Source organism: Enterovibrio litoreus (assembly GCF_045679545.1).
Classification (GTDB): domain Bacteria; phylum Pseudomonadota; class Gammaproteobacteria; order Enterobacterales; family Vibrionaceae; genus Enterovibrio.
The window spans coordinates 790,968-810,937 of the sequence record NZ_CP166194.1 but is presented as its reverse complement, the minus strand read 5'-3'; the positions used below and the strand labels follow the sequence as shown (position 1 = coordinate 810,937).

At 48.0% G+C, this 19,970-nt stretch carries 20 protein-coding genes; 7 read left to right on the top strand and 13 right to left on the bottom strand.

Translation table 11 applies throughout. The annotated features are described in order from the left end of the window. Positions 1-59 precede the first annotated feature (59 nt). The 3 genes from thiI to pomA all read right to left on the bottom strand — a co-directional run bounded on the left by thiI (position 60) and on the right by pomA (position 3,340). The gene (thiI, locus tag AB8599_RS03440; RefSeq protein ID WP_407332411.1) at positions 60-1,508 is read right to left on the bottom strand and encodes a tRNA uracil 4-sulfurtransferase ThiI; all 1,449 of its coding nucleotides are present in this window, start codon (positions 1,506-1,508) and stop codon (positions 60-62) included. A 130-nt stretch (positions 1,509-1,638) separates the two neighbouring features. Next, positions 1,639-2,523, bottom strand: a complete 885-nt coding sequence (locus tag AB8599_RS03435) for a flagellar motor protein MotB (protein WP_407333165.1) — start codon at positions 2,521-2,523, stop codon at positions 1,639-1,641. Positions 2,524-2,578: 55 nt separating this feature from the next. Further along, positions 2,579-3,340 carry a flagellar motor protein PomA gene (pomA, locus tag AB8599_RS03430; protein ID WP_407332410.1) on the bottom strand — a complete coding sequence of 254 codons (762 nt, stop codon included), beginning with the start codon at positions 3,338-3,340 and terminating at the stop codon, positions 2,579-2,581. 37 nt (positions 3,341-3,377) lie between these two features. Here pomA and AB8599_RS03425 point away from each other — a divergent pair, with 37 nt between their 5' ends. The 6 genes from AB8599_RS03425 (at position 3,378) to AB8599_RS03400 (ending at position 10,817) form a co-directional block, all read left to right on the top strand. Then, positions 3,378-3,518 (top strand): hypothetical protein, encoded by a 141-nt coding sequence (locus tag AB8599_RS03425; protein WP_407332409.1) that lies wholly within the window; start codon positions 3,378-3,380, stop codon positions 3,516-3,518. A 173-nt stretch (positions 3,519-3,691) separates the two neighbouring features. Next, the gene (xseB, locus tag AB8599_RS03420) at positions 3,692-3,937 is read left to right on the top strand and encodes an exodeoxyribonuclease VII small subunit (RefSeq protein WP_407332408.1); all 246 of its coding nucleotides are present in this window, start codon (positions 3,692-3,694) and stop codon (positions 3,935-3,937) included. Beyond that, complete coding sequence (gene ispA / locus AB8599_RS03415) at positions 3,930-4,829, top strand: (2E,6E)-farnesyl diphosphate synthase (RefSeq protein ID WP_407332407.1); 900 nt, start codon at positions 3,930-3,932, stop codon at positions 4,827-4,829. Before xseB ends, ispA begins: the two co-directional genes overlap by 8 nt. A 29-nt stretch (positions 4,830-4,858) precedes the next feature. Further along, positions 4,859-6,721: a 1-deoxy-D-xylulose-5-phosphate synthase gene (dxs, locus tag AB8599_RS03410; protein ID WP_407333164.1), complete on the top strand. Its 1,863-nt coding sequence runs from the start codon at positions 4,859-4,861 to the stop codon at positions 6,719-6,721. A 200-nt stretch (positions 6,722-6,921) separates the two neighbouring features. After that, positions 6,922-7,896: a substrate-binding domain-containing protein gene (locus AB8599_RS03405; protein ID WP_407332406.1), complete on the top strand. Its 975-nt coding sequence runs from the start codon at positions 6,922-6,924 to the stop codon at positions 7,894-7,896. Further along, complete coding sequence (locus AB8599_RS03400) at positions 7,893-10,817, top strand: EAL domain-containing protein (RefSeq protein ID WP_407332405.1); 2,925 nt, start codon at positions 7,893-7,895, stop codon at positions 10,815-10,817. The genes AB8599_RS03405 and AB8599_RS03400 overlap by 4 nt, the downstream gene beginning before the upstream one ends. 72 nt (positions 10,818-10,889) lie before the next feature. Here the strand turns inward: AB8599_RS03400 and pgpA are convergent, their stop codons facing one another. The 9 genes from pgpA to glyA all read right to left on the bottom strand — a co-directional run bounded on the left by pgpA (position 10,890) and on the right by glyA (position 18,416). After that, entirely contained in the window at positions 10,890-11,378 is a 489-nt protein-coding gene (pgpA, locus tag AB8599_RS03395; protein ID WP_407332404.1) for a phosphatidylglycerophosphatase A, read from the bottom strand. A 14-nt stretch (positions 11,379-11,392) separates the two neighbouring features. Next, the gene (gene thiL, locus AB8599_RS03390) at positions 11,393-12,364 is read right to left on the bottom strand and encodes a thiamine-phosphate kinase (protein WP_407332403.1); all 972 of its coding nucleotides are present in this window, start codon (positions 12,362-12,364) and stop codon (positions 11,393-11,395) included. Positions 12,365-12,431: 67 nt separating this feature from the next. Next, positions 12,432-12,905 carry a transcription antitermination factor NusB gene (gene nusB / locus AB8599_RS03385; protein ID WP_371732996.1) on the bottom strand — a complete coding sequence of 158 codons (474 nt, stop codon included), beginning with the start codon at positions 12,903-12,905 and terminating at the stop codon, positions 12,432-12,434. Then, a complete protein-coding gene (gene ribE, locus AB8599_RS03380; RefSeq protein WP_016959723.1) occupies positions 12,899-13,369 on the bottom strand; it encodes a 6,7-dimethyl-8-ribityllumazine synthase in 471 nt (156 codons plus the stop codon). The genes nusB and ribE overlap by 7 nt, the downstream gene beginning before the upstream one ends. 207 nt (positions 13,370-13,576) lie before the next feature. Next, the gene (ribBA, locus tag AB8599_RS03375) at positions 13,577-14,686 is read right to left on the bottom strand and encodes a bifunctional 3,4-dihydroxy-2-butanone-4-phosphate synthase/GTP cyclohydrolase II (RefSeq protein ID WP_394210910.1); all 1,110 of its coding nucleotides are present in this window, start codon (positions 14,684-14,686) and stop codon (positions 13,577-13,579) included. Positions 14,687-14,804: 118 nt separating this feature from the next. After that, positions 14,805-15,467 carry a riboflavin synthase gene (locus AB8599_RS03370; protein WP_407332402.1) on the bottom strand — a complete coding sequence of 221 codons (663 nt, stop codon included), beginning with the start codon at positions 15,465-15,467 and terminating at the stop codon, positions 14,805-14,807. Positions 15,468-15,475: 8 nt separating this feature from the next. Continuing rightward, positions 15,476-16,588 carry a bifunctional diaminohydroxyphosphoribosylaminopyrimidine deaminase/5-amino-6-(5-phosphoribosylamino)uracil reductase RibD gene (gene ribD, locus AB8599_RS03365; protein ID WP_407332401.1) on the bottom strand — a complete coding sequence of 371 codons (1,113 nt, stop codon included), beginning with the start codon at positions 16,586-16,588 and terminating at the stop codon, positions 15,476-15,478. Positions 16,589-16,596: 8 nt separating this feature from the next. After that, positions 16,597-17,046, bottom strand: a complete 450-nt coding sequence (gene nrdR, locus AB8599_RS03360; protein ID WP_016959727.1) for a transcriptional regulator NrdR — start codon at positions 17,044-17,046, stop codon at positions 16,597-16,599. Between the two features lie 119 nt (positions 17,047-17,165). Continuing rightward, positions 17,166-18,416: a serine hydroxymethyltransferase gene (glyA, locus tag AB8599_RS03355; protein WP_407332400.1), complete on the bottom strand. Its 1,251-nt coding sequence runs from the start codon at positions 18,414-18,416 to the stop codon at positions 17,166-17,168. A gap of 485 nt (positions 18,417-18,901) precedes the next feature. On the opposite strand from glyA, the gene AB8599_RS03350 reads away from it, so the two are divergent. After that, complete coding sequence (locus tag AB8599_RS03350) at positions 18,902-19,507, top strand: YitT family protein (RefSeq protein WP_407332399.1); 606 nt, start codon at positions 18,902-18,904, stop codon at positions 19,505-19,507. A 109-nt stretch (positions 19,508-19,616) separates the two neighbouring features. On the opposite strand, the gene glnB is transcribed toward AB8599_RS03350, so the two are convergent. Beyond that, entirely contained in the window at positions 19,617-19,955 is a 339-nt protein-coding gene (gene glnB, locus AB8599_RS03345; protein ID WP_407332398.1) for a nitrogen regulatory protein P-II, read from the bottom strand. Positions 19,956-19,970: the final 15 nt, after the last annotated feature.

The following is a 19,970-nucleotide window of genomic DNA, read 5'->3' as shown; positions in this document are numbered from 1 at the left end:
TACAAACAAAAAGCCAGCATAAATGCTGGCTTTGGTTTTCTCGTCCCTAGCGCCTGCTTTTAAGGGCGATATACCTTCACGTTCGCATAACCATTTTCTTGCAAGTAAAGCGCCTGTAATCGGCTCATTACGCCACGGTCACAGTACAGCAAATAGGTTTTGCTCTGATCTAAATCGCCAAACTTGGTTGCCAGTTTGAAGAACGGAATGTGAGCCACTTCCACGCCGTCAATCTCCAGCGGGCTGTTCTCTTCTTCTTCAGGGCTGCGGATATCTAGCACCACAGCACCATGAGCGATCTCATCAACCAATTCAACGTCTGGGGCTTTTTCTTTACTTTGCTTTTCAATCTCACGAATGTCCATGGTGCGCGCTTCGCGAACCACTTGCTCAAGGATCTCAAAGTTAAAGTTCGCTTCTTCTAAATCGAGTTTCTCTTTTTCAGCCTTGATAGTTGGCTTACGAGAAATCACACCACAGTATTCTGGCATGGTCTTGGCGAAGTCTTCCGTGCCAATTTGACGCGCCATATTGATGATGTCTTCTTTGTCCCAGTTGATCAAAGGACGAAGGATCAGCGTGTCTGTCACGTTGTCGATATGTCGAAGGTTGGTCAGCGTCTGACTAGAGACTTGTCCCAGTGCTTCACCCGTCACCAGTGCTTGAATACCATTTCGCTCCGCCATCATCGATGCCGCACGCATAAACATACGTTTAAGCACAACGCCCATCTGACCGTCTTCAACCTTTTCCAAGATCTCAGCCACTACAGGTTCAAAATTGATAGAAACAAACTTCACTTTTGCAGAAGAACCAAATTTCTCCCACAAGTAATAAGCCGTTTGCTGAACACCAATCTCATGAGATGCGCCGCCAAGATTAAAGAAACAGTAATGTACTTTACTGCCACGCTTAATGTGTAAGTAGCTTGATACGCCTGAATCAAAGCCACCAGAAATCAAACTCAACACATCTTCTTGGGTACCAAGCGGGAAGCCACCTAAACCTTTGAAACGCTCACGCACAACGTTGACGTTCTCTTTGTCCACTTCAAGATGAACGGTGACGTCGGGGTTTTTCAACTGAACGCGCGCAGATTCCACATCTTGATTCAAGCCACCACCTACGTAACGCTCTACCTCAATGGAAGTAAATGGGTGATTACCACGACGCTTGGCACGCACACAGAACGACTTGCCTTCCAGTTGATGGCTGACCGTTGCAGCGACGATCTCGTAAATATTGTGCAGATCAGTAAACTCGGTTTGCTCAACCTCTAGTACGTGGTGAATGCCCGGCGTACTTGTCAGGGCTGACAATGTAAGTTCACGTTGGGAAGCGTCTTTTAGCGAAACCTCGATATGGTCACGACGGTTAAATACCGCCATAGCAACTGACTTCCGCTTAAGAACATTTCGGATGTTACCTTCCAGAATTTTCGTGAAGCGCTTCCGTACAGATTCACTTTTGACCATCACCTCAGGGTGAATTTTTACGATAAATTTCATAACAGGTTTCGCTACAGCTTCGTTAAAGGCGCGGATTATACATCAAGCATAACGTATTCGAAATAACCTACTAAAAACGAAAAAGGCAGCGCCTTCGCACTGCCTTCTCTATGTCACTGTCGTGATGAGATTAGTTTTCCTGTATCGGTTGAACCGGTGAGTCTGCTGAAATCTCATCAGATTCTCGAGGCTTACCTTGCATGACAGCGATCTCCACTCGGCGATTTTGCGCGCGATTTTGCGGTGTATCATTCGCGACACGGGGTGTTGTGCCAGCCATACCTTCAACTCGCATTCGTAACGGGTCAAACCCTTCCACCTTTTCCATTTCCTGCGCGACAGATACCGCACGCTGTGCAGATAAGTCCCAGTTGGAACGGTAAAGCTCAGAATCTAGCGGCGTATCATCTGTGTGGCCAGAAACACGCACGATGCCAGGCACATCTTTGACTAAATCGGCAATTTGCCTCACCAAAGGTCTAAACTTCGGCTGCAAGAATGCTGACCCCGCAGGGAAGGCACCGTTTTCACGAATACGAATGATGAGCTGCTGACCAAGGTTTTCAACCTCTATTGCCCCTTCTTCAACTTCGCGTTCCAAGGCTTGCACCATCATCTGCGCCGTGCTCGACATCTGTTCGGTGTCTTGTTCTTCTTCTTGCATCGAGGCATCGGTTGCGGTTGAGCCACCATCGAGAGTGGCCGAATCACGTTGTGAACCACCCGCTCTGTCAGACTCCCCATCTTGAAAATCCAGCGTACGCTGCGTCATATCGATGGTTTGCTGCATGATGACTTCAATGGGCGTCGGTTCTGGGCGGCCTGGGCGGAATTCCTGCGCGATAACACTCGTACCTTTTGGTATGTCTTTCACTTCAAGAAGATTTTGCACACCAAACGCAAATTTCATTGAGCCCGCAATTTGCTTGAACTTCAGTACGTCCATTTCCGAAAACGAAAGCAGAAGTACGAAAAAGCACATCAACAGCGACATCAAATCCGCGAACGTACCCATCCAAGCTGGTAGGCCTGGGGGGGGACATTTGCATTCTTCATCCATACCAGACTCCTTATGCGTCTACGTCAACGGCGCGTTTTTTCTCGTTGAGGTAGTTTTTCAGGTAGCCATCGATAACTCGTGGATTTTGCCCATCTTGTATCGCAAGCAAACCGTCCATAATTAAACGACGATTCAGCTTTTCCTGATCTTTGCGCAACCGCAATTTGTCCGCAATCGGGATCGCGAGCATATTCGCGAGCATCGCACCATAGAGTGTTGTAAGAAGTGCTACCGCCATTGCGGGACCGATCGCCTTGGGATCATCCATGTTTGAAAGCATGGCGACCAGACCAACCAGTGTTCCTATCATCCCCATCGCCGGTGCAACGTCAGCAAGCGCACTGTAAAACTGCGCTCCACCGTCATGCCGTTCATCTGTCATAACGATGTCTTTTTGCAGAGTCATTTTCACCACCTCTGCATCATGTCCATCCACCAACATGTCGACGCCTTTCTTCATAAAAGAATTGGTCACTTCCATTTCTTCTAGGGCAAGAAAACCACCTTTACGGGCAGCGTCGGCCATTTCAACAATTTTTGCGATGAGGTCTTCTGGATCATCGGCTTTAAACATGAATGCTTTGCCGGCAATTTTAAATGCCCCAAAAAATTGCCCCATTGGGTATTTCATCATGACAACGAAAAGACTACCGCCAAATACAATCAGCGCAGACGGGACGTCGGCAAACATGCTCAAGGTACCACCGAGTAGCATCGCCATTATGATGAAGGCAAAGGCGCCAATGAGTCCTATGAGTGTCGCCAAATCCACAGAACGATCCCCTTAATTTTCGACAAAAGAGTGAATATTGAAGTATGCGTTACGCTATGCGCTGACCAACTTATCGGCAGCAACAGAAATAGATTTAGCGTGTATTAATGATTTTATACCCAACTGGTCTCAAGATGCAGATTTCGTTCGCAACTTTAAGCCCAATATCCAGTATTAGGCAAAAATGCGCGCAAAACGAGAGTAAATCGTCTCTAATTTTGCCGCACTCTTCGCTTGCCGAGTAGAATCGTCTTGAAATGCCTTCCAGATACACAGAAATTCGCTCAAGGGTTTGACCCCTTTCTGGCGCTGAGTTAACTTCTCCGCCATTCCCTACTATCTAGGATTATCATGGCGACTAAGAAACCCGAAAACATGACCTTTGAGGAAACCCTCAAGGAACTAGATACGATTGTTAACGGCCTTGAGAACGGTGATTTACCGTTAGACACCGCGCTAAAGCAATTCGAGCGAGGCATTTCACTTGCACGCCAAGGTCAAAAGACCCTGTCTGATGCCGAGCAACGCGTCGAAATCCTTCTGGCGCAAGACGACAATGCCCCACTAGAGACTTTTGAAGACGCACGTGATGAGTAACAGCTGTTTAAAATCCACCCTCCTTCATTATCAAAAGCGCAATAATGACCAGTTAGGACGTTGGATTGATGCGCTTGGTAACGCCGATCAGCCGCTCATTCAAGCGATGAAATACGGCACATTGATGGGAGGGAAGCGTATTCGTCCCTATCTCACCTATGTTACTGGTCAGTTGTTTGGCCTGACTGACGATGCATTAGATACGCCAGCCGCGGCCGTTGAATGCATTCACGCTTATTCACTGATCCACGATGATTTGCCCGCCATGGATGATGACAGTCTGCGTCGTGGCCATGCGACTTGCCATATTGCCTTCAATGAAGCCAACGCGATCCTTGCTGGAGATGCCTTACAAACGTTAGCGTTCAGTATTCTGGCTGACGGTCAACTTTCAGCAGAAGGTGACACTTACCGCATCCAGATGGTCAAAGAATTGGCAACTGCATCCGGTGCAATGGGTATGTGCCTTGGTCAAGCGCTCGATTTAGCTGCTGAAGGCAAACAAGTCGATTTAGCGGCGTTAGAAACTATTCATCGCAACAAAACGGGCGCTCTGATACGCTGTGCTGTCAGGCTAGGCGCTTACGCTGCTGGTGAAAAAGGGGTCGCCTGCCTTACACAACTCGATACATTTTCAAATGCCATTGGACTTGCCTTTCAAGTGCAAGATGACATTCTGGATATCATCAGTGACACTGAAACACTTGGAAAACCACAGGGTTCAGATTTAGCTGCAGAGAAAAGCACTTACCCTGCCCTTCTCGGTCTTGAAGGGGCGCAAGAAAAAGCCGCGCTTTTGTATCAAGAAGCGCTTCAGGCTTTGGATGCGATCCCCTACAATACAGAGCAATTGGAGCTGTTCGCCCGATACATTGTCGAGCGAAATAATTAAAAGCAATGACGTTGCGCCAAAACGAATTTATGACTCTCGATATCGCTAAATACCCAACGCTTGCGCTGGCGAATACGCCCGATGAACTGCGGACACTTCCGCGAGACATTCTGCCTTCGCTATGTGATGAGCTAAGAACTTATCTGTTGAACTCCGTCAGCCACTCAAGCGGGCACTTTGCGTCTGGCTTGGGCACGGTTGAACTGACGGTAGCACTTCATTTCGTCTATAACACACCATTTGACCATTTGATTTGGGATGTTGGTCATCAAGCCTATCCCCACAAAATCTTAACTGGTCGCCGTGAAAAAATGCCAACTATTCGCCAAAAAGGCGGGTTACACCCTTTCCCGTGGCGAGAAGAAAGTGAATACGATGTGTTGTCTGTCGGCCACAGCTCTACGTCTATCAGCGCAGCATTAGGCCTTGCCATTGCTGCAGCCAAAGAAGGTCGTGAGCGCAAGGTCGTGAGTGTGATTGGTGATGGTGCGATTACCGCAGGCATGGCGTTTGAAGCCATGAACCATGCCGGTGATGTTCACCCCGACATGCTGGTTGTCCTCAATGACAATGAGATGTCGATTTCTGAAAACGTCGGCGCACTCAACAACCATTTAGCGCAGTTGCTATCCGGTAATTTCTATACCTCAATCCGCGAAGGCGGAAAAAAGGTGCTTTCTGGTGCACCACCGATCAAAGAATTGGTTCGTCGCGCAGAAGAGCACCTTAAAGGCATGGTAGTCCCTGGCACCTTGTTCGAAGAACTCGGCTTTAACTACATCGGTCCTGTAGATGGTCACGATGTGGAAGAATTGGTTAAAACATTGAAGAACATGCGTGGACTGAAAGGCCCGCAGTTCCTTCACGTGATGACCAAAAAAGGTAAAGGCTATGAGCCTGCGGAGAAAGATCCGATTGGCTACCACGCCGTGCCTAAGTTCAACCCTGCCGAAAACACACTGCCCAAAGCCAAGGCGTCAGGGCCAACGTTTTCTAAAATCTTTGGCGACTGGCTATGTGACATGGCCGCAGAAGATGAAAAATTGCTCGCTATCACTCCCGCCATGCGCGAAGGCTCAGGCATGGTGCGCTTTTCCAAAGAATTCCCAGATCGCTACTTTGACGTCGCTATTGCCGAACAACATGCCGTTACCTTAGGCACAGGCATGGCCATTGGTGGCTATCACCCCGTTGTTGCCATTTACTCGACCTTCTTACAACGTGGTTATGATCAGCTTATCCACGACGTTGCCACCATGAACTTGCCTGTGATGTTTGCTATCGATCGTGGCGGATTAGTGGGTGCAGATGGCCAAACTCACCAAGGTGCGTTTGATCTGAGCTTTATGCGCTGCATTCCTAACATGGTGATCATGGCACCAAGCGACGAAAACGAGTGTCGCCAGATGCTTTACACAGGCCACAAACACCAAGGGCCGTCAGCAGTACGTTATCCGCGAGGCACAGGTTGTGGAGCGAACGTCGAAGCCGTCATGACCGAATTACCTATTGGTCAAGGTGTCCTTCGCCGACAGGGTGAAAAGGTGGCGATACTGAGTTTTGGCACCATGCTACCCGCTGCTCTGGAGGCGGCAGAAAATCTCAATGCAACCGTGGCAGACATGCGCTTTGTGAAGCCATTGGATGAAGCCATGATCGACGAACTTGTCTCGACACACGATGTATTAGTGACCGTTGAAGAAAATGCTATTGCCGGTGGCGCAGGCTCTGGTGTGGTGGAGTATTTGATGAAGTCTCGCCAAATCAAACCTGTGCTTCAAATCGGCCTACCTGATACCTTCATTCACCAAGGTACTCAGCAAGAACTGCATGCAGAACTGGAACTTGACGGAAGAGGTATCGAGGCACAAATTCGCCGCTACCTCGAATAGTATTTCAACCTCGTAATGGTTCAACATACCCATCCAAAAGAACGGCGCTCAGGCGCCGTTTTCATATCTGCGTTCTTATAATATTTTGGTCGTCGCAAACTCCAAGCAATGTCTCACTTTTAAAACTACACTTAGCCAATATAAGTAAGTGCTTTTTATCAATTATTTATCACTAGGTGCGATAAAAAACTATGATGGCGATGAAAAGAATCCGTCAGTGTTTCACCGTTATTATCTTGATGGCATTGTCTTCGCAGCATGCTGTTGCGGACAACGAGCCCCCAAAAAAAATCGCGTATATCGTCTCAGACAGTCGCATCCATTTTTGGGATATCCTCCTTCGCGGCATCGACAGCAGCGCACAACCGTTAAACTATCAAGTTATTGTCTATAGCGCTGACAACTCAAGGCAAAAAGAATTACAAAACACGATAGCCGCCATTCGAGACAAGGTCAGTGGCATCATTTTGTCTCCGGTTAATTCCTCGAGTGCCGTCACTGTGCTCAAACTCGCCAATCAGGCCAATATCCCCGTTGTGATTGCCGATGTGGGATCTGATAGCAACGACTTCATCAGCTACATTTCGTCAGACAATTTCAGGGGAGCATTTAATCTCGGACAAATGCTCATCAATACCATGAAAAAAAAAGGTTGGCGAAGTGGCACTGTTGGCATCATTGCGATTCCGCAAAAACGAGAAAATGGCCGCGCACGAACCCGTGGATTTTTGGAAGCTATAACGACTGCAGGTTACAAGTCAGCAAACATTCACCAGCTGCGTGATTTTTCCTATAAAGAAACCTATGACTTTGCCGCGTCACTGATTAAAGCAAACCCAAACATGAGAGCTATTTGGCTTCAAACCTCTCAACAATACCAAGCCGCGATAGATGCGATCGCAGAAGCACAAAAGCAAAATGAAATCTTGTTGATCTGTTTTGATGCTGAGCCCGAATTTACCAAAATGATCGCCAGCGGTCGTCTGGTGGGTGCGGGGATGCAGCAACCCTTTTTGATGGGAGAGCAGGCACTAGAAACCCTAGATAAACATTTGAATGGAGAATCTGTAGAAAAGACAATTTCATTGCCCGTACTCTCCGTGTCTCAATCCAATCTCTCTTTGTTATTGCCTGACATTCAACGAAATGTGTTAGGGAAAGACATTCAACTATGAACAGATCGACAGATAGTAAACCATCACTTTTTACGCATCTCATACTCGTTGTCTGCCTCATTGTGATTGGTACATTTACGCTGTCCGCTCTCATCACTTACAACAATCAACGTGATGAACTCGTGGCAGACCTTGAGGGCAGTGCCCAAGAAAGTCTTCTGCGGTTAACCAGCACACTTGCACCTTACTTATCGTCCTATTCGATCAACGAATATGAAAAACTCATTTATGCGGAAGCAAAACTCAAGAAATTTCATGCCGTTGTTATTGAAGATTACAAGATGGGAGATATTGTCGGTGAGTCAGCCTACATGACTGGCTACGTGAGGACAGAAGACAAACAATTTCATCCCTACCACCAAGGCATGCCACTCAACGACAATGCTGAAGCGAGCCTCTTTAGTGTCTCTGCCCCTATTCTTTCCAAACAGAACGAAAATCTCGGCAAAGTTACCCTCCATGTAAGCGATGACGTTATCCAAGATGAGTTAAATCATCAATTAATGCACACCACATTGACCAGCATCACTATTGCTATCTTACTGCTCAGCGTGTTGCTGTATTTTGCCAAACGCCTACTCATACGACCGATTAAACAAATCGCGCAAGCCATCGCGACCCAAGATGCCAGTGGTATCCCACTCTCTCACATTCCTCATTTTGGTCACCACGAACTCTCCTCACTCAGCCAAACAATGAACAATATGCTGGATGTTATTCGTTGTTCGCATGACTCCTTACAGCTAGAGCATTCTCGCTTACAGAACGTTATTGATGGAACACGAACAGGCACATGGGAATGGAACATCCAAACAGGTCACATCGAATACAACGGCGCATGGCAAGAAATATTGGGATGGGATATCGCCTTGCTCAATGGCCCACCCAATCAAGATTGGAAGACGTTTATCCACGCTGAAGACAGAATTAACTCTGATGCTCTTATGGAAAAACTGTTTGATAAGGAAATTGAGTATTACGACTGTGAAGTCAGACTACAAAATCGCACAGGCGTTTGGATTAACGCGTTAGGCCGCGCAAACGTTGTGGAATGGGATAAAAATGGACATCCACTAAAAATACTGGGAACACATCAAGATATTACCGCTCATAAAAAAAACGAGGATAAATTGCGATTAGCGGCAAAGGTGTTCACCCACACTCGGGAAGGGATCATCATTGCAGACAGTCAATCACGTATCATTGAAGTCAATGACGCTTTCACTCGTATTACTGGCTATTCCATTGACGAGGTTCGAGGTGAAAAGCCGAGCATTCTTCACTCAGGCCACCAAGATGCCGAGTTTTACAAGAAGATGTGGCATTCCTTGACCGATAAAGGCCATTGGAGCGGAGAACTTTGGAATCGCCGTAAAAATGGCGAAATATACCCAGAACTGCTCACCATCAGTTGCGTATTCGACGAAAACAATAAGCCCATGAATTATGTCGCTGTTTTTTCAGATATTACGTCATACAAAGAACACGAGCACGAACTGAAACAAATTGCGCATTTTGATACGCTCACCGAGTTGCCCAATCGATTTTTGTTAGGCGATCGCTTAAAAAGTGCCATGAAACATGCAAAACGCAATGGGCAATATGTGGCGATCATTTTTCTTGATCTTGACGGATTCAAGTCAGTGAATGATACCCACGGGCACGAAGTTGGCGACATACTCCTTCAAGAAATCGCAAAGAGAATGCAACGTTCAATGCGCGATAGCGACACAATCGCCCGTATTGGTGGCGATGAATTTGTCGCAGTTTTAACGGGGCTCAACTCACCAGAGGACTGCCCTCCTTTGCTTCCAAGACTCGTTGCCGCAACCTCTGAGCCCGTCAATGCCAATGGCAATTTGGTTCAAGTATCCGCAAGTTTTGGTATCACCCTTTTTCCACAAGCAGAGGACGTTGATGCTGACACGCTTCTCCGTCAAGCCGACTACGCCATGTATCAGGCCAAGTTAAATGGAAAGCGGCGCAGCCACTTCTTCGACGCTGAGTTGGAACACGCCCTCAAAAGCCAAAACGAGCATTTGCGTTCAATCGGCTATGGCCTAGCAAAAGCAGAATTTTTCTTATGCTATCAACCCAAGATCAACTTTCGAACGGGCGAGATCATTGGATTAGAAGCCCTGATTCGCTGGCAGCACCCCACTCAAGGCATTCTCATGCCAAACGATTTTATCCCTTCCATCGAAAATCATAGACTGATTATCGACGTGGGTGATTGGGTATTAGAAACCTCTCTTCATCAATTGACCGAGTGGCAAAAAAAAGGGTTTATCACACAGGTCAGTGTAAACATAGCGCCACACCAGCTTTTGCAGCCTGACTTTATGGATAAGCTCATCGTTTTGCTGGCGCGTTTCCCTCATATAAGCCCCAAACAATTGCAGTTAGAAATATTAGAAACTAGCGCGCTTGAAGACATCACGGCCGTCTCTGAAATCATCAAACGTTGTCAGTCCATGGGAGTTTCGTTTGCGATTGATGATTTCGGCACAGGTTATGCTTCGCTCACGTACCTAAAACAATTACCGGCAGAAACGCTAAAAATAGATCAGAGCTTTGTGCACGATATGCTCAATAACACGGATAATTTGGCCATCTTGGAAGGGATTATCACCTTGGCGAACACCTTTGGCAGAAAGGTTCTGGCAGAGGGTGTGGAAAAAAGAGAACAAATACAATTGCTGCTTTGGCTTGGCTGTGAATTAGGACAGGGGTATGGTATTTCGCGACCTATTCACGCTGACAAGGTACTCTCTTGGGTCAATGAGTGGAAACTCGACCCCACGTGGCACCAAAGTCCTGAAATCAAGGATGAACTACATCCTCTCATTGACTCAGTTATCAACAATCGTGCTCGCATCGAGCGAATGCAATCATATCTAACAAAAAAGAACCGTCGTTAATAGGCAGAAAAAAACGGCATCAGTGTGCCGTTTTTATCTGAACGAAATTAAAAGCAAACCACCGCTTTTTTCTTACCACCAGCCCAGATAGGCGTGTCCTACCCAAAGGGTCACCATCGACATCAAACCGGCCACAATGTCGTCGAGCATGATGCCTATACCGCCGTGAACTTTTTCATCCAACCAGCTAATAGGCCAAGGTTTGACCATATCAAAGAAACGGAAAATCACGAAGCCAGCCAAGACGGTTTGCCAGTCCATCACTGGGACAAGTAACATGGTGATCCAAAAGCCAATGAACTCATCCCATACGATGCTGCCGTGGTCATGCACCCCCATGTCTTGGGATGTACGACCGCAAAGATAAATGCCGATAGCACTGCCCAAAACAATCGCAACCGGGAGTAATGCACTGGACAACCAGAGAATCAAAAGATAAACAGGAACAGCAGCCAAGGTGCCCATGGTGCCGGGTACCCAAGGAGAAAGACCGGAGCCAAAACCTGTGGCGAGAAGATGAACAGGGTTCGACAGTCGAATTTTACTGATAGGATTATTCATTTACTTCTACAACCTTACGCCGAAAAATGGTCCCAACCAGAGAGAGACCAATCAACTGGTTTTCCTTCCCACATGACGTTCAAACCTTCGCCATGACGGATCTGACCAATACAGGTAATTGGCGTGTTGGTATGGGCAAGTGCCGCATCCAACGCGCCACGATGACTCTCTGGCACAGTAAAGCAAAGCTCGTATTCTTCGCCACTGCACAATGCCAGTTTCGCGGCTGCCTCAGGGCTGCCTGCATACTGTAACAGTTCGTCAGATAGCGGCAATTGATCAGCATTGACCACGGCAGAGACATCGCTGGCTTTGAGAATGTGCTTGAGATCGGCAATCAACCCATCAGAAACATCAAGGGCCGAAGAAGCGATGCCACGCAGCGCTTGTCCCGCTAATACTCTGGGTGTCGAATAGTAGTGACGATGCAGTAGCGTGTTTTCAATGTCGTTCGAGGGGGAGTTGTCACGCAAGATCACATCTAGCCCAGCCGCACTGTCACCGAGTGTTCCGGTGACGTACAACCAATCACCTGCGCTTGCACCATGGCGACAAATCGCTTTGCCTGATGGGATAAAGCCTTGCAACGTAATCGAAATACTCAGAGGGCCTTTGGTCGTGTCTCCACCAATGAGTTGGACGTGATAGTATTCCGCGAGCTTATAAAAGCCTTCGCAAAATCCTTTTAGCCATGCCTCGTCTGACGACGGCATTGTCAGTGCTAGAGAGCACCATGCAGGCATTGCGCCCATGGCAGCAAGATCGCTCAAGTTCGACGCCAAGGCTTTGTGCGCGACTTTTACCGGATCGGCATCAATGAGGAAGTGGTTCCCCGCCACCAATGTGTCTGTGGTGACTACAAGCTGACTGTTCTCAGGCATGGCAATCACTGCAGCATCATCACCAATGCCCAGCACAACGTCTTTTCTTGAGACCGGCTGTGCTTTGAAGTAACGGTTTATTAAATCGAATTCGTTACCAGCCATCATTCCTTTCCAAGCAAACGAGAATAAGAAAAAGGCCAGCGAGGCTGGCCTTGTCATTACTATTTAATTATTTCTTTCGCAGAGTAGGTACTGCTTTATCCAGTACCCCGTTCACGAATTTGTGGCTGTCTTCAGCGCCGAAACGCTTCGCTAACTCAATCGCTTCGTTGATAACCACTTTGTAAGGAACATCTTGGCGCTTGCACAGTTCATACATAGCAAGACGCAGCAGTGCGTGCTCCATCTCATCCAGATCTTGGATCGGACGAGACAAGTACGGACGCATTTTGCTGTCCATTTCTTGGTAGTTCAAGACTACGCCCGAGAACAAATCACGGAAGTACTCAACGTCTGTGTCTGGTTGACGAAGACGTGGCTCATCAGCCTGGTGTTCTTCTTCTTCGTAGTTATCTGCCGCGAGAAACTGTGCTTCAATATCAGCAACGTTGCCTTTGGTCAATTGCCAAGAATAGATGGCTTGTAGTGCAAAATGACGCGCATTGCGTCGTGCGGCTGGTTTCACGATAACCCCCGTTAGGATTCGATTTGGGACAGGACATTTACCATTTCAAGCGCGCTCAGTGCAGCCTCTGCCCCTTTATTACCAGCCTTGGTACCCGCGCGTTCGATGGCTTGTTCGATGGTATCTACGGTTAGCACGCCGAAAGCAACTGGAGTATCAAACTCTAGTGCTACTTGTGCCAAACCTTTATTACATTCTCCGGCCACATAGTCAAAATGTGGCGTACCGCCTCGGATCACAGATCCTAGCGCGATAATTGCGTCGTAACGACCGCTTTTTGCAACACGTTGCGCCACTAATGGCAGCTCGTAAGCACCAGGGCAACGTACTACAGTAATATTTTCTTCGCTAACTTGGCCCTGACGCTTCAGCGCATCAATAGCACCGTCCAGCAGACTTTCGTTAATGAAGCTGTTGAAACGAGATATAACGATAGCAACTTGAGCATTTGGTGCTGCGAATGCACCTTCGATTACCTTCATGGGCCTTCCTGTGACTTTTTTATCCGGATTAGAAACCGCGGGATTCTATCACACTTTTCTGTAATGCATCCAGCGCTTATCCCTCTTGGCTTGAGTCCTGCATCGAGCCCAACAAGAAGGCTTCAAACTTATTCTTTATTGATCAAAAAACGCAGCAAGGGCTGCGTTTTTGTTTGTGGCACTCACTTTTTTCTACTGCGCTATGGTTTAGTCACACACGTACTCAACCACTTTCAGGCCAAAACCTGACAACGCATGATAGCGCTTGTTGGCCGATGAAAGCAGACGCATTTCCGTCACGCCCAAATCCGCCAAAATTTGCGAACCCACGCCCACACGACGACTGGTGCCCTGCCATTTTGCAGACGCTGGCTGATCGCCGTTATCTTGCGCTTCAAAGGTACGCACTTTGTTGATAATGGCGTCCGAGGTCGATTCTTTACCCAAAATCACCAACACGCCACCATCGGCATTAATACGTTTCATGGCATCAGTCAGCGACCAACTTCTTTCCGCCGAACGATCGGAATGGAGCAGATCAGTGAAGGTATCTTGAAGATGCACACGCACCAAAGTTGGTTGATTAGACACCTCGCCTTTGAGCAGCGCGTAGTGTACTTGATTATCAATGGTGTCACGGTAAGTAATCAGATCAAACTCACCATACTCTGTCGGCAGCTTACATTTTGCCACACGCTCTATGGTGGTTTCATTGTTGTTACGATATTCAATCAGATCCGCGATCGTACCAAGCTTGATACCGTGCTTTTCACCGAACACTTCCAGATCAGGACGACGCGCCATGGTGCCGTCTTCATTGAGGATTTCAACAATAACAGCGGCTGGTGAACAGCCCGCCAAACGCGCCAAATCACAGCCTGCTTCCGTGTGACCCGCACGGGTCAGCACACCACCATCTTGCGCCATCAATGGGAAAATGTGCCCTGGTTGCACCAAGTCGGCAGCAACTGCATTCGGTGCAACCGCAGCATCGACGGTACGCGCTCGGTCTGCCGCAGAAATGCCCGTTGTGACGCCTTCCGCGGCTTCAATAGACACAGTAAACGCGGTAGAAAACTGCGCATTGTTGTCGCTAACCATTAATGGCAAGCCAAGACGCTGGCAGCGTTCTTTGGTCATGGTCAAACAAATCAATCCGCGGCCATACATGGCCATGAAGTTGATCGCTTCCGGTGAGATTTTTTCCGCGGCGATAATCAGATCGCCTTCGTTCTCACGATCTTCGTCATCCATCAAGATGACCATTTTTCCATGACGAATATCGTCAATAATTTCTGCAGCGCTACTGATCGGCATTGTTCTTTCCCTGTTACAGTCAGTGCACATTGGCACGGTAGTATTTGTCTATGCGATTGCTTATCTAAGCAATTATTTGTCTAGGCGGTTATTTGTCTATGCAAATGCACTCAACGCGCTATCGAAGAAAACCTGATTCGGCAAGTTTTGCCATAGTAAGTCCACCCGATCCTGCTTGTTGTGCAGCGCGATCGCCCATCATAAGGCGCTCTAAGTAACGGGCAATGACATCAACTTCAAGGTTCACCTGCTGCCCAACTCGCAACACTTCAATGGTCGTTTCAAGCGCCGTATGAGGCACAATAGTCAGCTTAAAGCGATTTCCATCAACGTCATTAATGGTAAGACTAATGCCATCAATGGTCACTGAGCCTTTTTCTGCTAGATATTTAGCAAGACTTGCAGGGGCTTCTAACCAAAATTCAATAGCACGACCGGATTGTGTGCGAGAGACCACAGTCGCCAAGCCATCAACATGCCCTGACACCATGTGACCGCCAAATCGCGTGGTGGGCAGCATGGCTTTTTCAAGGTTCACTGCCTGACCAGCTTGATAGGTAGCAAACGCCGTTCGCTGAAGCGTTTCCATTGAAAGGTCAGCAACATAGCCATTTCCCGTGAGCTTGACCACGGTCAGACACACACCATTAGTGGCAATACTGTCACCCAACTTCACATCAGACAAGTCGAGTTCGCCGCTTTCCACGGTCAATGAAATGTCTTTGCCTTTTGGTGTGATTTTTCCGATGCGACCTACCGCTTCGATAATTCCTGTAAACATACGATTCTTTACTGCTTTTTCATACGAAGACGCACGTCATTGCCAATTTGGCTAACATGCATCAATTCAAAAGAGGGCACTTGATCCATGGCGGTCAAACCGCCGAAATTCGCCAGTGCGCGACCATCTTGCCCGATCAGTTTAGGGGCTTGATAGAGAATAAGCTCATCCACCAGATCTGCGTTGAGCAAGCTGCCTGCCAAAGTGGCGCCCGCTTCCACCCAAAGATGATTAATGCCTTTTGCGGCGAGCGCTCGAAACGCTGCGTTCAGGTTGAGCCCATGCTCATCTTTAGGGACGCAAATCACTTCAACGTTTTCATTAGGATAAGACACGTCAGCCGACGCGGTGAGAATAATGATATCACCATCAAGGGAGAACAAATGCGCGTCCGGTTTGACGCGCCCCTGTGTATCAAGAATCACACGGGTAGGTTGGCGCAAAGCATTGATATCATAGTCAGCTTGAATGCCCCTAGGCAGTTGAGCCCAACGAACATTGAGAGAAGGATTGTCATCCAATACGGTTTGGCTGGTTGAAAGTATCGCGCCCGCTTGTGCACGAAACACCTGCACATCGGCGCGGGCTTCTGGCCCGGTGATCCATTGACTTTTGCCATTGGATAGCGCCGTTCGACCATCGAGGCTCGCAGCCAGTTTGAGCTGCACATACGGCAAACCAGTTTTCATCATTTTGATGAATCCCGCATTCAGCGCTTCAGCTTGCGCTTGCATCAAACCAACATCCACTTGAATGCCTGCATCTCGCATTCGCTGAACACCACGCCCTGCGACCTTCGGATTGGGATCAACCATGGCGCACACCACGCGGCTAACGCCGGCAGCAATTAATGCGTCGGCACAAGGCGGCGTTCTTCCATGGTGCGAGCAAGGCTCAAGCGTGACATAGGCTGTCGCGCCTTTGGCTTTTTCACCGGCAGCGCGCAAAGCATACACTTCGGCGTGCGGTTCACCCGCCCGAAAATGAAAACCTTCACCGACAATGTCATCGTCTTGCGTGATCACGCAACCAACATTGGGGTTAGGTGCAGTGGTATAGACGCCGCGTTTTGCCAAAGCAATAGCACGCAGCATCATGTCAGAATCAAAAATAGAAAACATGTGACCGCTTACTTTTCCAGACGGGCAATTTCTTCGCCGAAGTCTCTGATGTCTTCAAAGCTGTGATACACAGACGCAAAACGGATATAAGCCACTTTATCGAGCTCTTTCAACGCTTCCATCACCAAATTCCCCACCATGGTTGACGATACTTCGCGCTCACCGGTGGCTCGAATGGTGGATTTGATCGTGTTGATGGCTTTTTCGATATCATCAGTGCTGACAGGACGTTTTTCCAGTGCGCGCTGAATACCACCGCGCAGCTTGTCTTCGTCAAACGGTTCTCTATTGCCATTGGTTTTGATGATACGCGGCATCACCAGTTCTGCCGTTTCAAACGTGGTATAACGTTCGCTACACGCCAAACACTGACGACGACGGCGCACCTGATGGCCGTCTGCGACCAATCGTGAATCAATGACTTTGGTGTCATTCGCACCACAAAATGGACAGTGCATCTCACCTCCTCAAACAATTGACCAACAGTGTACCCGATTTAATCGCAAGGGTAAGCGGTGTTACGGGGATTTCAGGCACAAAAAAAGCACCCGAAGGTGCTTTTTCAATCACGGATAACTTACGCGTAAACAGGAAGGCGTTTGCAAATATCCAACACTTTCGCTTTTGTGGCGTCAATCACTTGCTGATCGTTGATGTTATCCAGTACATCACACATCCAGTTTGCCAATGCTTTGGCATCATCTTGTGTGAAGCCACGGCGAGTGATCGCTGGCGTACCAACACGAATACCCGAGGTCACAAATGGGCTACGTGGGTCATTAGGGACACTGTTTTTGTTCACAGTGATGTTTGCAGCACCCAATGCAGCATCTGCTTCTTTACCTGTGATGTCTTTGTCGATGAGATCAACCAAGAACAGGTGGTTTTCGGTGCTGTTAGAGACGATTTTATAACCGCGCTCTTGGAACTGACCAACCATGGCTTTTGCATTAGCAACAACGCGATGTTGGTAGTCTTTGAACTCAGGCTCCATGGCCTCTTTGAATGCGACCGCTTTTGCTGCGATAACATGCATCAATGGGCCACCCTGACCACCAGGGAATACCGCTGAGTTCAACTTCTTGTACATGTCTTCGCCTGCGTTAGACAGGATCAAACCGCCACGAGGACCTGCCAACGTTTTGTGCGTAGTGGTCGTCACAACGTGTGCGTGTGGGATTGGCGTTGGGTAAGCATCCGCTGCAATCAAACCCGCAACGTGCGCCATATCAACAAACAGGTAAGCGCCTGCCTTGTCCGCGATTTCACGCATACGCGCCCAATCTACGATTTGTGAGTAAGCAGAAAAACCACCGATGATCATCTTAGGTTTGTGCTCAAGCGCCAGCGCTTCCATTTCGTCGTAGTTGATTTGACCCGCTTCGTCGATACCGTAAGGGATTACGTTGTAATGCTTGCCAGAAAAGTTTACTGGTGAACCGTGAGTCAAGTGACCACCATGTGCCAAGCTCATACCCAACACAGTATCACCTGGGTTAAGCAGTGCCATGTAAACCGCACTGTTCGCTTGTGAACCTGAGTGTGGCTGCACGTTTGCGTATTCTGCACCAAACAGTTCACACGCACGGTCAATCGCCAATGCTTCTGCTTTGTCGACATACTCACAACCGCCGTAGTAGCGCTTGCCTGGATAGCCTTCCGCATACTTGTTAGTCAGTTGGGAACCTTGCGCTTCCATAACGCGAGGGCTGGTGTAGTTTTCTGACGCGATGAGCTCGATGTGCTCTTCCTGACGTGCTGTTTCTTCTTGGATCGCGGCAAATAGTTCCGGATCGTAATCAGCAATATTCATGTCACGCTTTAGCATCTGTATCTCCTGACTCAGATTGTTCCCAATGTAACCAAGTTGACCAAATGACTCGTTAAAACAAACCATCAGGACAACCTGGTTGTAACCTCAGAATGGGTTAAATGCTGCCAATTCAATAACGCCAGTATCCATACAGACGCAAACGTTTTCGTCATGACCATTCTATGGCTGCGATTCTACAAAATTTGTTGCGCAACAGGTAGTAGCAATCACATTTTTTTTATCTCAGTAAACATGGTCATTTTTCATTCTTGTCATGAATTGAATTCATTTTGACCAAAACCAGCCACTGTAAACCTTTGATCTTTACACTGCGTAACAAAGCGCTGACACTTTCGTAAGGCTAAGTTTTCTCTCCCTCTTTTCTGCCTTTTGCATAGTCATTAAGATGCCCTGCTTTTTATATTGTCTTGCATGTCGTTGCGCCACTTTCGCCTTCATTCGCGACAAGCCACATTTTCCAGCTCTAAGGAGTAGAGACGTTGAACCTACAGCCCAAACACACCAGCGTTGAAGACATGATTGCCATATTGTCTGGCACATTTCTTGTCGCTCAAGGTGTGTATTTTCTTCAGCAAGCAGGGCTACTCACTGGCGGCACAACGGGTCTCGCCTTGCTTGTCACCCAATTTGTCGATCTGTCCTTTGGTACGCTGTACTTTTTATTCAACATCCCTTTTTACATCATGGGCTGGCATCGCTTTGGCACTCAGTTCGCGTTGCGCAGTGTGTTTGCAGGCGGCATGGTCTCGCTGATTGTCGACCATATTTCCCATGTATTTACCATCGGTTGGCTGTCTCCGCTCTACTGTGGGTTAATTGGCGGCCTGTTGATGGGCGTCGGCATGCTGATGATTTTTCGTCATAACGCAAGTTTGGGCGGGTTCAATGTGTTGGCGCTGATTTGTCAGGATAAATTTGGCATTCGCGCGGGTAATGTACAAATGGCGATCGATATCTGTATTTTACTCGCCTCATTCTTCTTTGTGTCACCATGGTTACTTCTTTGCTCAGTGCTAGGCGCGTTTGTGCTCAACCTCGTCCTCACCATGAACCACAGGCCCGACCGCTACGTGGTGTGCTACTGAACTCACGGTTGACATCGCCACTTATAGAGACACAAAACAAAAAGACCACCATCAGGCGGTCTTTTTGTTTCAATAGCAAGTGTAACGCTCTAACGCATGCAAAGTGCGATTAAATCGCCTCTTCGTCTTCTTCACCGGTACGGATACGCACAACGCGCTCCACTTCGGTGACAAAGATCTTACCATCACCAATCTTGCCAGTTTGCGCGGTTTCAACAATCGTATCAACACACTGATCAGCGGCATCGTCAGACACAACGATTTCTAATTTCACTTTTGGCAGAAAATCCACCATGTATTCTGCACCGCGGTATAGCTCTGTGTGGCCTTTCTGACGACCAAAACCTTTCACTTCCGAGACGGTCATACCTGTAATACCGACTTCCGCCAACGCTTCACGCACATCGTCAAGTTTGAACGGTTTGATAATCGCTTCAATTTTTTTCATTTTGCATTCCCTTTA

Coding starts and splice junctions, on each gene's coding strand:
- thiI (WP_407332411.1), bottom strand. CDS start 1,508: ATGAAATTTATCGTAAAAATTCACCCTGAGGTGATGGTCAAAAGTGAA.
- AB8599_RS03435 (WP_407333165.1), bottom strand. CDS start 2,523: ATGGGTACGTTCGCGGATTTGATGTCGCTGTTGATGTGCTTTTTCGTA.
- xseB (WP_407332408.1), top strand. CDS start 3,692: ATGGCGACTAAGAAACCCGAAAACATGACCTTTGAGGAAACCCTCAAG.
- ispA (WP_407332407.1), top strand. CDS start 3,930: ATGAGTAACAGCTGTTTAAAATCCACCCTCCTTCATTATCAAAAGCGC.
- dxs (WP_407333164.1), top strand. CDS start 4,859: ATGACTCTCGATATCGCTAAATACCCAACGCTTGCGCTGGCGAATACG.
- AB8599_RS03405 (WP_407332406.1), top strand. CDS start 6,922: ATGAAAAGAATCCGTCAGTGTTTCACCGTTATTATCTTGATGGCATTG.
- AB8599_RS03400 (WP_407332405.1), top strand. CDS start 7,893: ATGAACAGATCGACAGATAGTAAACCATCACTTTTTACGCATCTCATA.
- pgpA (WP_407332404.1), bottom strand. CDS start 11,378: ATGAATAATCCTATCAGTAAAATTCGACTGTCGAACCCTGTTCATCTT.
- thiL (WP_407332403.1), bottom strand. CDS start 12,364: ATGGCTGGTAACGAATTCGATTTAATAAACCGTTACTTCAAAGCACAG.
- ribE (WP_016959723.1), bottom strand. CDS start 13,369: ATGAAGGTAATCGAAGGTGCATTCGCAGCACCAAATGCTCAAGTTGCT.
- ribBA (WP_394210910.1), bottom strand. CDS start 14,686: ATGCCGATCAGTAGCGCTGCAGAAATTATTGACGATATTCGTCATGGA.
- AB8599_RS03370 (WP_407332402.1), bottom strand. CDS start 15,467: ATGTTTACAGGAATTATCGAAGCGGTAGGTCGCATCGGAAAAATCACA.
- ribD (WP_407332401.1), bottom strand. CDS start 16,588: ATGTTTTCTATTTTTGATTCTGACATGATGCTGCGTGCTATTGCTTTG.
- nrdR (WP_016959727.1), bottom strand. CDS start 17,046: ATGCACTGTCCATTTTGTGGTGCGAATGACACCAAAGTCATTGATTCA.
- glyA (WP_407332400.1), bottom strand. CDS start 18,416: ATGCTAAAGCGTGACATGAATATTGCTGATTACGATCCGGAACTATTT.
- glnB (WP_407332398.1), bottom strand. CDS start 19,955: ATGAAAAAAATTGAAGCGATTATCAAACCGTTCAAACTTGACGATGTG.